This window comes from Dickeya aquatica (assembly GCF_900095885.1).
Classification (GTDB): Bacteria; Pseudomonadota; Gammaproteobacteria; order Enterobacterales; family Enterobacteriaceae; genus Dickeya; species Dickeya aquatica.
The window spans coordinates 4,407,901-4,421,268 of sequence record NZ_LT615367.1 but is presented as its reverse complement, the minus strand read 5'-3'; the positions used below and the strand labels follow the sequence as shown (position 1 = coordinate 4,421,268).

Here is a 13,368-nt window from a genome sequence, read left to right as displayed (position 1 = left end):
CTTGATTTAGGCTGAGTCTCTTAACGACGAGACGGGGCGCTGGCCGGGAATGGCATGGAGCAGCGCCTGAGTATAGGGGGCGGTGGGGCGGTGGAAAATGTCGGCCACCGGCCCGGTTTCCACCTGCCGACCGTGATAGAGCACGGAAACGGTGTCGGCTATCTGGCGCACCACGGCCAGATCGTGCGAAATAAACAGATACGTCAGCCCCAGCGAGGCTTGCAGCTCGTCGAGCAGGCGCAGTATTTGCGCCTGCACGGTGACGTCGAGCGCGGAAACCGCTTCATCGAGCACCAGGATTTTGGGCTCCAGAATCAGCGCACGGGCAATAGCGACGCGCTGGCGCTGGCCGCCGGAGAGCTCTTGCGGGCGGCGCTGCAACAGCGTGCCAGGTAGCGCGACGCGCTCGAACATGGCGTGAACCAAACGGGCGCGCTCAGTGCGCGAGTGACGCTGAAAATTGCGCAGCGGCTCTTCTACGATATCGAACAACCGTTGCGACGGGTCTAACGAGCCGTAGGGGTTCTGGTACACCAGTTGAATGGTCTGGCGGAACTGGCGCAGCGCCTCGCCGCGCAGTTGTGTCATGTCGGTGCCGTTTATCAGAATGCGGCCTGAGCTTGGCCGCTGAAAGCCCATTATCATGCGCGCGGTGGTGGTTTTCCCTGAACCCGACTCGCCGACAATCGCATGGGTGGTGCCGGGCTGCACCTGAAAAGAGACGCCATCCACCGCCCGAAACGCGTTACGCCGCCCGCCGCCGGGCGGGAAATCCTGCACCAGTTGTTCCACTTGCACGATGGGTGGCGCGCTGCTGGCGCGTAACGGGCGGTGCAGCGCGGCCTGCGCGGGAATGTTCGCCAGCAGTGTGCGGGTGTACGGGCTTTGGGGCGCGCTCAGTACCTGCCGGGTTGGCCCCTGCTCCTGAATATAGCCTTGCTGAAACACCAGCAGGCGGTCAGCGCGCTCGGCGGCAACGGCCAAATCGTGGGTGACGAATAAAATCGCGGTGCCGCTTTCCCGGCGCAGTTCATCAAGCAGGTCGAGAATGCGCTGTTGCACCGTGACATCCAGTGCGCTGGTCGGTTCATCGGCGATGATCAGCGCCGGTTTGAGCGCGATGGCGATGGCGATTAACACACGCTGCTTCATGCCGCCGGACAGCTCGTGCGGATACTGGCTGGCGCGCAGCGCCGGGTCTGTCAGCCCGACGCGCGTCAGCAGCGTCAGCGTTTGCTGGCGCAGGGTGTGGCGGTCGGTTTTTTGGTGCAAACGCAGTATCTCATCAACCTGATCGCCAATGGTTCTTACCGGGTTCAGCGAGTTGCCGGGATCTTGCGGCACCAGGCTGATGACCCGACCCCGGATACCGGCCAGCCGGCTTTGCGACCAGCGGCTGATGTCAGTACCGTTGAGGCGAATCGCACCGCGAGCCAGACGGCCATTGTCAGCCAGCAGGCCAATCACCGCCTGCGCGGTGGTGGTTTTCCCTGAGCCGGACTCGCCGACCAGCGCCACCACTTCTCCAGGTGCCACGCGAAACGACACCCCTTCGACCACCGTGCGTTCGCCTTCGTCGCCCCGATATGTAATGGTGACGTCCTCCAGCTCCAGCACCGGCGGGGCGCTGTGGATGGGTGCGTGTGTCATGGCTGCCTCCTGATGGACTGGCTGATGCGATTGGCCGACAGCACCACGGCGACTACCAGCAGGCCGGGGAAGGTGGTCAGCCACCAGGCGCTGGCCAGATAGTTACGGCCTTCGGCTATCAATAACCCCCATTCCGGCGTGGGCGGCGGTGCGCCGTAACCCAGAAAACTGAGTGTGGCCAGCGCCAGGATCGCACTGCCGAACTGTAACGCGGCGAACGCCAGCACACTGGTCAGCGCGTTGGGTAACAGGTGCCGCCACAGCACGCTGAAAAAGGTGCCGCCGCTACCGAAAGCGGCTTCGACATAATCGCTGTGGCGCACGCGCAGCACCTCCGCGCGCGTCAGCCGGGTAAAATTGGCGATAGAGGTAACGCCGACGGCAATGGCGGCGTGCAGGTTGCTCACACCCAGCAAAATGATGACGCTCAACGCCAGCAGCAGGCCTGGGATCGCCAGCAGCACATCCACGCCGCGCATCAACAGTGTGTCGAGGCGGCCACCGATGGCTCCCGACAGTAACCCCAGCAAGCCACCGGCAATCAGCCCCAGCGACACGGCCAATACTGCACCTGACAGCGAATGTGATGCGCCATACACCAGCCGGGCGTAGAGATCGCGCCCTAACTGGTCGGTGCCTAACAGCGCCGCGCCGCCGGGTGGCTGGCGCTGGGCACCGGCGATGCCTTCCAGCGGTGAATGGGCGGTAAAAAACGCGGGAAACAGCGCCCACAGCACCACGGTTATGACGACCAGCCAGGCCAGCGTCAGCCCCGGCTGTTGCACGAAACGGCGCAAATGCGGCGTGCGGATGCGCCGTGAGAAGGTGATTTTTTCCAGTTGAATGATGGTCATATCACACCTGCGAGACAGTTTTCAGACGCGGGTCGAGCAGGCGATACAGCCCGTCCACCAGCAGATTGACGACCACAAATGCGCTGGCTGAAATCAGCACAATCGCCTGCAAGACGCTGGCATCCTGCGTGTTGACCGCCTCTTGCGTCAGTTGCCCTAATCCGCTGCGGCCAAACACGGTTTCCGTCACCAGCGCCCCGGCAATCAACTCGCCCAACAACAGCCCGGCCAGCGTCAGCGCGGGCAGGATGGCGTTGCGCGCTACATGCCGCCATAACACACTGCTGCGGTGCAGGCCTTTGGCGCGCGCCACCGCCACGAACGGCTGCGCCAGTACCTGATCGATGCTGCGCATCAGCACCTGCGCAATCGGGGCGGCAATCGGCACGCACAAGGTGAGCACCGGCAGGATAAGCCCTTCCAGCTCACCGGGATTGATGACGGAAATCCAGCCCAGCCGGAAGGAGAACACCTGAATCAGCACGATGCCGAGCCAGAATGTCGGAATCGAGATCAAAAGCGAGGGCACCGACTGAAACAACTGGCGCAGCCAGGCAAATGGCGTCAGGGCGCAGAGAAACGCCAGCGCGATGGCCAGAACCAGCGCGGCGACAAACCCCAGCGCCGCCAGTTGCAGCGTGGCGGGCAGGTTGGTTAACAGCAGCGTGCTGACAGGCAAACCCGCTTGCAGCGACAGGCCAAAATCGCCCCGTAACAGGCGCGAAAGCGCGGCGAGATACTGTGTGAACAGCGGTACATCGGCCCCGTAAATTTGGCGCTGTTCGGCAATCTGGCTGGCGCTCAGGCCCAGTTCCGGGCTCATGAATTTAATCAGCACAGCATCACCGGGCAGCGCCTGCAACAGCAGGAACGACAGGGTAAACGCCGCCCACAGCACTAACAGAGCGTGGCCAAGGCGGGTGGTTAGCGCGGTTATTGACATCCCTTGTCCTCCGTTAAGTGGAACGGTTATTTATCAAGCCAGGTGTTGTAGAAACTCGGGCGGCCGACGGCTTCAAAGCCGATGCCCTGCGTGGTGGCACGCCCGGCGTAGACCTGTGGTTCTTCAAAAATCGGGATCACGTACGCTTGATCGATAAGGTAACGCTGCACGTCGCCGACCAGCGCCAGCCGCTGCTCGCGGTCGGTCGCCGAGGCGATGCCATCCAGCAGGGTATTAAGGCGGTCATCGGCAAAGGTTTTCACCTTGTCGCTGGTGCCGCCTTTTTGCAGCAGTACGTTACGCAGCGTCGGGTAATATTGGCTTTTCAGCACATCCGGGTCGGCCCGGCCCACCATGCCCGGCGCAACGCCGGTTTTCAGCGGGTCGAGGCTGTCTACGGTTTTGCTGCCAGCATCACCCGCCAGCACGTTCAGCTTCACACCTACTTTGGCCCACTGCTGTGCCAGCAGTTGCAGCATCTCTTTGTTTTGCGGTTGTGGCTGAGATTCGTAAGCCGTCAGTTCCAGCGTTTGCCCCTCTTTTTGCCGCACCCCTTGTGCTCCGGCTTTCCAGCCCGCGTCATCCAGCAGGCGGCTGGCCGCCTGCGGGTCAAACACCAGCTTGTCGGCGAGGTTGACGTAACCGCTGGCGGTTTTCGCCAGAACTGAGGTGGCCTGCGGATAATTCTCGGAGTAGAGCGTCTGGATTATCTCTTGCGGGTTGGTGGCGTAACGCAGCGCCTGGCGCACGCGAATATCGGCGACCAGCGGGTTATCCGGGCGGAAGTTGATGCTGTTGTTAACGCCACGGGTGGGCGCGGCATAGATGTGAATGCCCTCACTTTGCACCCGTTTTTCGTCATAGGCCTGAATCTGGCGGATAAAATCGGCCTGGCCGGAAACCAGCGCACCGATGCGCACGCTGTCTTCCGGCGTCACCAGATAGGTAATGCCATCCAGATAGGCGCGGCCCTGATGGGCCGAGCCAGCCGGTGCCCACTGGTAATCTTTACGGGCCACCAGTTTCAGCTCCCGGCCCGGTTTTTCGCTGCTGACCACAAACGGGCCGGAGCCGATGATGTGGGTGGCGTCACCCAACTGGTTGAAATTGCGCGCCAGCGTATTGAGCGACACCAGCCCGGAGCCGATAGCCGCCGTGCCTTGCAGGAAGCCGGGCGACGGTTTTTTGAAGGAGAACTTCACCGTCAGCGGGTCGATAACTTCGCTGCGCAAATAGTTGTTAATCACCTCCGACACCGGCTGATTCAGTTCTTTGTTGCCAAGGCCGTAGGTGTCGAAATTTTTCGCGACCGCATTGGCATCCAGCGGTGAACCGTCGGAAAACGTGACGCCGGGGCGCAGTTTAAAGGTGTATTCGGTGCTGTCGGCGTTAATGGTCCATGACTCGGCAATCCACGGCTCAATTGCCAGGGTCTGCGGGTTCTGGTAGGTCAGCTTGTCGGTTATCTGATTAAGAATGCCGCCGTTAGGGTAAAAACCGCCCGCCGGTGGGTACAGGTTGGTGTGTGGTTGCTGTTCGAGATAGATCAAGGTGCCGCCGGTTTTAGGCGTTTGCGCCGCCTGACCCGGTGCGCCATAACCGAGCACCGCAAAGGCGGCAAGCAGGCCGAGCGCGCGCTTGTGTCGAGCGTTCAATGAAGCAGACATGATTTTTCCTTTTAATTATCAGAGTGATGTCAGCGAATGTGCAGGTGTTGTCGGCGCTGAAAAACAGCGGCCAGATACGAAAGGATACTTCCACAGGCAACCGGAAACGGCAAAGTACAAAACCGGTAATCCATATCCGGTTTTATGGCAAACGGCGGGTTGCAACCGCACAAAAAGTGAGGACGAAAACCTAAACTTCACGGTGGGATTTTAATTCAAAAAAATTGAATACAATAGGCAAATAAACCCGGTATTCATTGCGTGCTGGCTGCTCTATTATCACTTCCATCGAAGGCGATGACGCCTCCAGTTAAACCACTGAGCCCTCTTTGATGTGAAGGATATTGACCATGAAAGCTATCAAAAATTTTGTTGCAGTTATCGCACTGGCTACCGTTTCGTTCAGCACCCTGGCCGCCACTGAAGTTCAGCACAGCGCTAAAACGGCTATCGGCAGCGTCAGCGCGACCGCGATGACCCTCGATGGGTTGCAGGCCAGCTTGTCTGATAAGGCCAGTGCAGCGGGAGCCAGCGAATTTCGTATTATTACGACAACGGGCAGCGACAACCAGCTGCGTGGCGTTGCCGCGATTTATCAGTAACCGCCCGTTCATCACAGCACACCAGCTGTTGCATTGACCCTTGCATCCGTTATCCGGGTAATGCCAGTCAGTTAAACAACTGACTGGCTTTTTTTATGCGCTTTTCCGTATTGATATGCTCTTTCTTTCACCACTCGCCGGAAGGGTTAGAGCATCACTTTCCACAAGCGCTCTGTTGCGTTCAGCGTGTGACTGTAAGGCAATAAATAGTGAAGCGCTATATCACTATAAAGGCCCCATTCTTAATCAATTGGCGTTGGTGATAACCCGCTCAGCCCAATATTTTTTTCGCATTATTAATAAGTATTTTTATGTCGGAAAGGATTATCTTCTTGATACATAAATTAAAGCATCATTTAATGAATGTGGGTGTGGTTTTACAAGTAATTACTTCAATGAAATACATCTTCATAAGATATTTATAGTATCTCAATTGTTAAATATGGTTTTTATTTAATTAAAATAAAAACATGGTAACTAATTTCATTCTATCCTGTTTATGTCCGTCGCAATCGATATTATGTCAAGAATGGTCATTCACCAATTATAGTAACTCTTCTAGTATTCCCACTACGTATGGAATTCAAGTTGGAGAGTCACATGACCCGTTTTATCCAGCGAAATAGGGATTTTTCACAGACCAAAACGCAGCTCGATATTATTCATCGCCACGATGATGCTGCTATTGAAGTCAGAAAATATATTGCTGATATTTATCTTAAAACATATAAAGCCACAATTTCCCCCTGTCCAGATGTCATTATCTGTAGCCGGGACGTGGACACAAAAAAAATAGTCGCCTGCGCAGGCATCACGTTTGCGTCGCAACATGAACAGCTGTTTTCAGAACGTTATCTGCAAGGCTCACTGGAACCGTTGATTTATCAGCACACCCAACAACGGCTCTACCGGCATCAGTTAGTTGAAATCGGTGCGCTGGCATCCGACAACCCCAACGCCGCCGCCGATCTCATCCGTGCACTCCCGATTATCGCCTGGTTTATGGGCTCAATGGCTATTCTATGTACCTCGACTAAGCGTTTGAGAAAACTGCTGGATTACCATCAGATTCCATTTCAGCCGATCACGGATGCCTCGCCGCTGAGTCTGTCGGAACAGGAACGTCAAATCTGGGGTAGCTATTATGATCAGTCGCCCCAAACCGGCGTCATTTTGCTCTCACAATGCGGTAATTTATTCGAGCATTTTTCCGGTCGTCTGATGATGGCGGATTTCAATCATATGACGCAGGCATCGCAGGTGGCGGCATGAATATCCTGAATCGCATCATCGAACAGGCAAGCCAGACACCTGATGCCCCGGCCATCATTCAGTTACATTCCCTCACCCCGAATGGCAGCGGTGACGAAGTTCACCACAGTTATTTCTCGCTGCTGCAAGGTATACGGGCACTTTCTCATGTGATTGCTGCCCATGATAGCCACGCGTTGCCTGATAATACCGGACAAGCCGTTAATCGCGAGCGTGCCCTGTCTCCGGTCGGCCTTATCATGGGTAACAGTGTGGAATGGGTAGTTGCCGATCTGGCGTTATTGTACGCTAATCGGGTAGAAGTACCTGTTCCCCTCGCCTTCTCGGTGGAACAGGCATCTTGGTTGTTACGCGATTGCGACCTCATTCTGACCGATGCTATCGGCCAGCAGCAGCTTGAACGCTGGCAGCAACGCGGTTTGTCTCTTGAGGCGACGATTATTCCGGTTTCCTTCGACAGCCTGTCGTCATTGCCCTCGGCCCCCCTCGCGCCGCCAGATGCCGCGCAGGAGACTATTATCAAGGTCATCCATACCTCCGGCACCACCAGCCACCCGAAAGGGGTACAGATCCGCCGTCATGGTCTGGATGCACTGGTGGACGCGCTATGGCAACGCGCCTCTCAGGGCGATTACCATCGCTATTTGTGTCTGGTGCCGCTCAGCCTGTTGATTGAACAGGTGACGGCTATCTATATGCCTCTGACTTCTGGCGGTGCCATTCTGTTGCCGCCCGTCACACTGCCGCCGTTGGGCAGCCCCGGTGTTCAGGCGGTAGACCGCTTATCACTGATAGCGGCGGCGCGCCCTACCGCCATGACACTCACGCCAGCGTTGGTAGAAGCGCTGGCGGAAAAAGCCAGGAATTGCACGGCTGAAAACCGGCTGAGATCGCTGTTCGGCCATGAGCGTTTACCGCTATTAGCGGTTGGCGGCGCACCGGTGGAGAGCGAGATATTGCATGGGTTGAATCAGTTGGGCATCCCGGTTTACGAAGGATATGGACTGAGCGAAAACAGTTCGGTGGCCTGTTGGAATTACCGGGGTGCACATCGCATTGGCACAGTGGGTCAGCCACTGCCGCACGTTGAAATCCGGTTGGCTGACGACGGTGAATTGTGCCTGCGTAGCACATCGCTGTTTGCCGGTTACGCCGGTGATGACCCCAGCAGTTGCCATGTCGATGCCGATGGCTGGCTGCACACCGGTGACATCGCCCGGCAGGACGACGAGGGGTTTATCTCTATCGTTGGCCGGAAGAAGACCATGATTATTACCGCCAATGGCCGAAATATTTCTCCCGAATGGCTTGAGACTGCTTATCGATCCGTACCTGGCGTCGTCGCCACCATCGTTTTTGGCGATAAGCGCCAGTTTCTTGGCGGTATTTTTATTATCAACGACATCAGCAATGCTGACACCATACGTGACGCGATTCATGACTATGCGCGCCAGCATCTGAACGAACTGGAGCAAATCAGCGATCCAATCCTCGTTCCACACCACCCGGATATTATGGAGCAACTGTTTACTGTTACCGGTCGGCCACGTCGCAACATGGTCGCCGATTTTCTTGTCAATCATGAGGTTACTGTAGGATGACTATCAAGGAACTTGCCCACACATCCCATGCGGGGCTGATTATTACTTCATTGGACGAAGGCGATGTCACAGCACTGGCATCAGAGTATTTACTTAACCGACTTCAGACTCATGGTTATCTCATCCTCAGGGGATTCCGTCACAGCATTGCCGAATTTTCCGAGCGCGTGCGCAGCACCAGCAGCCGCATAAGCCTTGATCCGGCGCGCAGTTTTGACGGCGATACGGCCCAGAAAGTCGATGCCGGTTACGACAAAGTCGGCCTGCACTGTGAAAATGGCAACAGTCCCTTCTGGCCCGATCTCTGCTGGTTTTACTGCCAAAAAGCGCCGGAATACGGTTCACAAACCACCGTCTGCGACGGTAAAGCCGTTTTTGACCAGATGACACCCGCCCAACGCGAACGTTTCCTGTCTCAGGATATTGTCTACTCACGCCGCGTTGATGAAAAGAAATGGAAAACCTACGCGTTACATGCACTGGCAGGAGAGCAGGACGCGCCGGACAGCATTGAAACCATCACTCTGGAGCATCTGCGATCCGTCGCGCAGCAAGACAGCGGTATTCGTATCGAACTGCTTGACGACGGTGCCATTCGCTATAAATTCCAGACACCTGCGATCATTGGTAGCCGGGTTAACCCGCAGGAAACCCGCAATTTTGCCAACAGTATTTTTGGGCCATCCAATAACTATGAGGCACCAGTGATTACCTTTACCGATGGTAGCCCTATTCCCGATACACTACTGGCAGAAATGGATACGCTGTGCGAAAACCTAACGTTTGATATCGGCTGGCAGCAAGGCGACATCGTGTTGATCGACAATACCCGCGTCATGCATGGGCGACGTCGTATCGAAGATAAAGCCCGCACAATCTTCAACGCGCTCTCTTACCTTTAACAGCCTGTTAAGGCGTATTCGCGTTCGTTAATCAATATGTTCATCTCCCCTGACTGGCTCAGCGCACGACGGCACCGGTCAGGGTACTCACGCCCCGTTCACACGGCGGACACTTACCTCCACGACGATACATTTCAGCGTTGTTTCTTTGCGTAAACAAAATGTATGCTCATTAAGCTAAGCATGGTTTGCTGATTGTTTAATCTGTGCATTGATTAAGACCTCTGAGAAATTAAGAAATAATGTAAATGTAACGGGAATATCATGGATGAACTAAAACGTCAGGATGATGTATTGTGTATCGAACGTATTATTGACTCGACGTCCCCGCAATACCCGCCCCATAAACACCATCAGGGGCAGTTTGTCATGGTCAGGCAAGGCGTATTTTACGCCCACACCGCTCTTCGCAACTGGTTAATCAAACCCGGTATAGCGATATGGATCCCGCCTAACGTTGTTCACTGGGGGAAGGCTTTTCATCGGGTGGAACTCACGGTGTTATACGTCAACCCGACGCTGTATTGCAGCCTCGCCAACGACATAAAACTACTGGATGCCTCACCGTTACTCATTGGCCTGTGCGAGCGACTGGTGTTCCCGCGTACGCCGCTTAGCGACGAACGCCGTTCACGCATTCTGCAATTGTTGTTTGAAGAAATTGAAGAAATGCCAGCCAGCAGCCTTTCCCTGCCTTTACCCAGCGATCAGCGCCTGAAAAAAATCACCGACAGTTTAATAGCCACACCGGCGCTACGCCGTAGCCTTGCTGACTGGGGCACACAGGTAGGTGCAACAGAACGCACATTGGCTCGTCTGTTTGTCAGGCACACCGGCTTGCGTTTTACGCAGTGGCATAACCGGCTACTGTTGTCCTGCGCCTGGCAGGGGCTGACTGATAACAAATCCAACAGTGAACTGGCTAATCAACTGGGATTTTCATCCAGCGATTCGCTAGGACACTGGTTCAAACGGATGACCGGTTTTAGCCCAGGTCAGGCACGCCATCACCTGAGCAGACAAAATAAATTCTATACGTGACGCCGGGCCTCTTTTGTCGTGTTCTCGCGTGATACCGCCAGTTGCGCTTGCGCCGTTATGCCGGGTCGCGGTCGATGGCAAACGGCGACCATGCCTGACGGGTTGGCATCACTTCAAGCCGGTTGATGTTCATGTGGTCAGGCAGGGTGGCGATGTAGTAAATCTGCCCGGCGATGTCTTCGGCGCTCAGCGGCGTGGTGCCGCGATAGAGCCGGTCAGACGCGGCCTGATCGCCTTTGGTTCTCACCAGCGTGAATTCGGTTTCGGCGATGCCGGGTGCCAGGTCGGTCACGCGCACGCCGGTGCCTTGCAAATCGCAACGCAGGCTATAGCTAAACTGTTTCACGAACGCTTTGGTCGCCCCGTAAACGTGGCTGCCGGGGTAGGGCCATTGACCGGCGATGGAGCCGATGTTGATGATGCTGGCTCCCGCGCCGGTGCGAATCAGGGTGGGCAGCAGCGCATGCGTCACATTCACCAGCCCTTTGGCGTTGGTATCTATCATGGTGTGCCAGTCCTCGAGCGCCACCTCCTGTGCCGGTTGCGGTGACAGTGCCAGCCCGGCGTTATTCACCAGCGTTTTCACGTTGCGAAACCCCTCTGGCAGGTTTTTCACCACGGCGTTGACGGCGTCGGCATCGCGCACATCCAGCCCGGCGATGTGTACCGGCACCTGTGGCGAGAGCGCATCGGCCAGCGCATTCAGCCGTGCTTCGCGCCGACCGGTCAGCACCAGCGACCAGCCAAAACGGGCGAAGAGACAGGCCGTGGCATGACCAAACCCGGAGGTCGCGCCGGTAATAAACACAATATTGTCTTTGCTCATCAATGCTTCCTCATCACTCAACCTAATCACTCAACCGATCACGCGTTCCCGGTAACGACATTCTCTGCCGCCGTCAGTGGGCGGGCGTGAGCCACTTTACGAAGCGTGACCGGCTGCGCACAGGGCCAGTTGGCCGAAAAGGGTGGGACACCACCTGCGGCCCGGTGCAAGGGCACATGGGTGCATCTGGCTCAGGAATTGCCCGTAACTGGCTCTATCGCTGTGCGCGCGTTTGTTTCTAGTCTCAGGTGATTCCTGTCTCAATCACCTGGCGGCAAGTCACCTGATGGATGCCGCTGCGAAATCATGGGAGCACGCAACGATGACGTTGAAACCGGCACGGTCAAACGAGGATGTTCGCAGGCTGGATACACAATATGTGTTTCATTCCTGGTCTGCGCAGGGAGGGTTAAACCCGCTGGTTATCGCGGGGGGTGAGGGCTGCCGGTTGTGGGATTATGACGGTCACAGCTATCTGGATTTCAGCAGCCAACTGGTGAACACCAATATCGGCCATCAGCACCCGAAGGTGGTGGCGGCGATTAAAGCGCAGGCCGATGTGCTGACGACCATTGCCCCCTCGACCGCCAATGCGGTGCGCGGTGAGGCGGCCCGGCGTATTTTGTCCCATGCGCCCGCTACCTTTAATAAGGTGTTTTTTACCAACGCCGGGGCGGATGCCAACGAAAATGCCATCCGCATGGCGCGCTTGTTTACCGGGCGCGAAAAAGTGCTGTCGGGTTATCGCTCTTATCATGGCAACACCGGCGCGGCGATAGCGGCAACCGGTGACTGGCGGCGCTTACCCAATGCGTATTCTCGCGGGCATGTGCATTTCTTCACGCCCTATCTCTATCGCAGCGAATTTCAGGCCGCCACCGGGCAGCAGGAGTGCGCCGCCGCGTTGCACCACCTGCGGCGTATTATCGAGTGCGAAGGCCCGAATACGATTGCCGCTATCTTGCTGGAAACCATTCCCGGCACCGCCGGTATTTTGGTGCCGCCGCCGGGCTATTTGCCGGGCGTGGCGGCACTGGCGCAAGAGTTCGGCATCCTGCTGATTATGGATGAAGTGATGGCGGGTTTTGGCCGCACCGGACGGTGGTTTAGTTTCGAACATGATGGCATCACACCGGATCTGATCACCTTCGCCAAAGGGGTGAATTCCGGTTATGTTCCGGCCGGTGGCGTGATTATTTCCGAGCGTATCGCCCACTTTTTTACTGACCGGGTGTTCCCCGGCGGGTTGACCTACTCCGGCCACCCGCTGGCGATGGCGGCGATTGTCGCCACGATTGAGGCGATGGAAGAGGAGGGCGTGGTAGAAAATGCCGCCCGCATCGGTGACGGCCTGCTGGCCGACGGGCTGAAAAGCCTGGGTCAAAAGTATGACATCATCGGCGATGTGCGGGGAAAAGGGGTGTTTCATGCGCTGGAACTGGTGGCTGACCGCACCAGCCGCACGCCGCTTGCCGCCGCGCACATGGCCCGGCTTAAAGCGGCGCTCCTGGCGCGGGGCCTGCTGGGTTTTATCGCCGAAAACCGCCTGCATGTGGTGCCGCCCTGCACGATTTCCGTGCCGCAAGCCCGTCAGGGGCTGGCGATAATCGATGATGCGCTGGCCGAGCTGACCGGCTCGCTGGCATAAGCGGGCACAAGCTGGTATAGACCGATTGCCGGTTTCCCGTCCGTGGCGGCGAGAAACCGGCTGGCTCATTTGTCTTTATCAGGTGGCGAACGTTTTTAATCGTGTCAGGTTTTTTCTCGATTTCATCTCTTTCTGGCCTTTTCTGCACGACTCATCTTCGCTGTTACCCTTCCGCCCTATTCACTGCCCTGAACAAAGGCAATGTTGTCGATATTTGCACCAAAGTGGCGATAAAAAAGGGTTATGTTGCGGGCAAAAGCCGCTATCTCACTGGAGTGGATTAAAAAATAAACATTGGCACAAAAATGGCATGAGTCAGAGCGTAAACCTAACCAGACGGTCAGAAAATGGCGGAGGGAGAG

General features: G+C 56.5%; 12 protein-coding genes and 1 pseudogene. 7 read left to right on the top strand and 6 right to left on the bottom strand.

All coding sequences use genetic code 11. The annotated features are described in order from the left end of the window. Positions 1–6 precede the first annotated feature (6 nt). Genes DAQ1742_RS20010 through DAQ1742_RS19995 form a run of 4 tightly spaced genes read right to left on the bottom strand, consistent with a single transcriptional unit; the run spans position 7 to position 5,114 of the window. Positions 7–1,650 carry a dipeptide ABC transporter ATP-binding protein gene (locus tag DAQ1742_RS20010; RefSeq protein WP_035338912.1) on the bottom strand — a complete coding sequence of 548 codons (1,644 nt, stop codon included), beginning with the start codon at positions 1,648–1,650 and terminating at the stop codon, positions 7–9. Continuing rightward, entirely contained in the window at positions 1,647–2,504 is an 858-nt protein-coding gene (locus tag DAQ1742_RS20005) for an ABC transporter permease (protein WP_035338914.1), read from the bottom strand. Before DAQ1742_RS20005 ends, DAQ1742_RS20010 begins: the two co-directional genes overlap by 4 nt. A gap of 1 nt (position 2,505) precedes the next feature. Next, positions 2,506–3,447, bottom strand: coding sequence for an ABC transporter permease (locus tag DAQ1742_RS20000; protein WP_067486514.1), 942 nt, complete (start codon positions 3,445–3,447; stop codon positions 2,506–2,508). Between the two features lie 26 nt (positions 3,448–3,473). Beyond that, on the bottom strand, positions 3,474–5,114 hold the full coding sequence (locus DAQ1742_RS19995; RefSeq protein ID WP_035338917.1) for a TIGR04028 family ABC transporter substrate-binding protein: 1,641 nt from the start codon (positions 5,112–5,114) through the stop codon (positions 3,474–3,476). Between DAQ1742_RS19995 and DAQ1742_RS19990 the strand changes: the two genes are divergently transcribed. Together DAQ1742_RS19990 and DAQ1742_RS19985 are read left to right on the top strand one after the other, a co-directional pair. Continuing rightward, positions 5,113–5,328 carry a hypothetical protein gene (locus DAQ1742_RS19990; RefSeq protein WP_035338919.1) on the top strand — a complete coding sequence of 72 codons (216 nt, stop codon included), beginning with the start codon at positions 5,113–5,115 and terminating at the stop codon, positions 5,326–5,328. The two genes, DAQ1742_RS19995 and DAQ1742_RS19990, sit on opposite strands and share 2 nt — an antisense overlap. A 136-nt stretch (positions 5,329–5,464) precedes the next feature. Continuing rightward, positions 5,465–5,716 (top strand): YdgH/BhsA/McbA-like domain containing protein, encoded by a 252-nt coding sequence (locus DAQ1742_RS19985; RefSeq protein WP_035338922.1) that lies wholly within the window; start codon positions 5,465–5,467, stop codon positions 5,714–5,716. A gap of 152 nt (positions 5,717–5,868) precedes the next feature. Here DAQ1742_RS19985 and DAQ1742_RS20670 read toward each other — a convergent pair. Next, positions 5,869–5,987 (bottom strand): annotated as a pseudogene (locus DAQ1742_RS20670) (IS630 family transposase); the annotation flags it as partial. A gap of 305 nt (positions 5,988–6,292) precedes the next feature. On the opposite strand from DAQ1742_RS20670, the gene DAQ1742_RS19980 reads away from it, so the two are divergent. The 4 genes from DAQ1742_RS19980 to DAQ1742_RS19965 all read left to right on the top strand — a co-directional run bounded on the left by DAQ1742_RS19980 (position 6,293) and on the right by DAQ1742_RS19965 (position 10,532). Further along, positions 6,293–6,988: a thermostable hemolysin gene (locus DAQ1742_RS19980; RefSeq protein WP_331888501.1), complete on the top strand. Its 696-nt coding sequence runs from the start codon at positions 6,293–6,295 to the stop codon at positions 6,986–6,988. After that, entirely contained in the window at positions 6,985–8,589 is a 1,605-nt protein-coding gene (locus DAQ1742_RS19975; RefSeq protein ID WP_035338925.1) for an AMP-binding protein, read from the top strand. The genes DAQ1742_RS19980 and DAQ1742_RS19975 overlap by 4 nt, the downstream gene beginning before the upstream one ends. Further along, positions 8,586–9,491, top strand: a complete 906-nt coding sequence (locus DAQ1742_RS19970) for a TauD/TfdA family dioxygenase (RefSeq protein WP_051123971.1) — start codon at positions 8,586–8,588, stop codon at positions 9,489–9,491. Before DAQ1742_RS19975 ends, DAQ1742_RS19970 begins: the two co-directional genes overlap by 4 nt. A gap of 264 nt (positions 9,492–9,755) precedes the next feature. Continuing rightward, positions 9,756–10,532 (top strand): helix-turn-helix domain-containing protein, encoded by a 777-nt coding sequence (locus DAQ1742_RS19965; protein ID WP_035338927.1) that lies wholly within the window; start codon positions 9,756–9,758, stop codon positions 10,530–10,532. Positions 10,533–10,587: 55 nt separating this feature from the next. Here the strand turns inward: DAQ1742_RS19965 and DAQ1742_RS19960 are convergent, their stop codons facing one another. Then, positions 10,588–11,358, bottom strand: coding sequence for an SDR family NAD(P)-dependent oxidoreductase (locus tag DAQ1742_RS19960; RefSeq protein ID WP_035338929.1), 771 nt, complete (start codon positions 11,356–11,358; stop codon positions 10,588–10,590). A gap of 322 nt (positions 11,359–11,680) precedes the next feature. Here DAQ1742_RS19960 and DAQ1742_RS19955 point away from each other — a divergent pair, with 322 nt between their 5' ends. After that, positions 11,681–13,006 (top strand): aspartate aminotransferase family protein, encoded by a 1,326-nt coding sequence (locus tag DAQ1742_RS19955; protein WP_035345600.1) that lies wholly within the window; start codon positions 11,681–11,683, stop codon positions 13,004–13,006. The last annotated feature ends 362 nt before the right edge of the window (positions 13,007–13,368 follow it).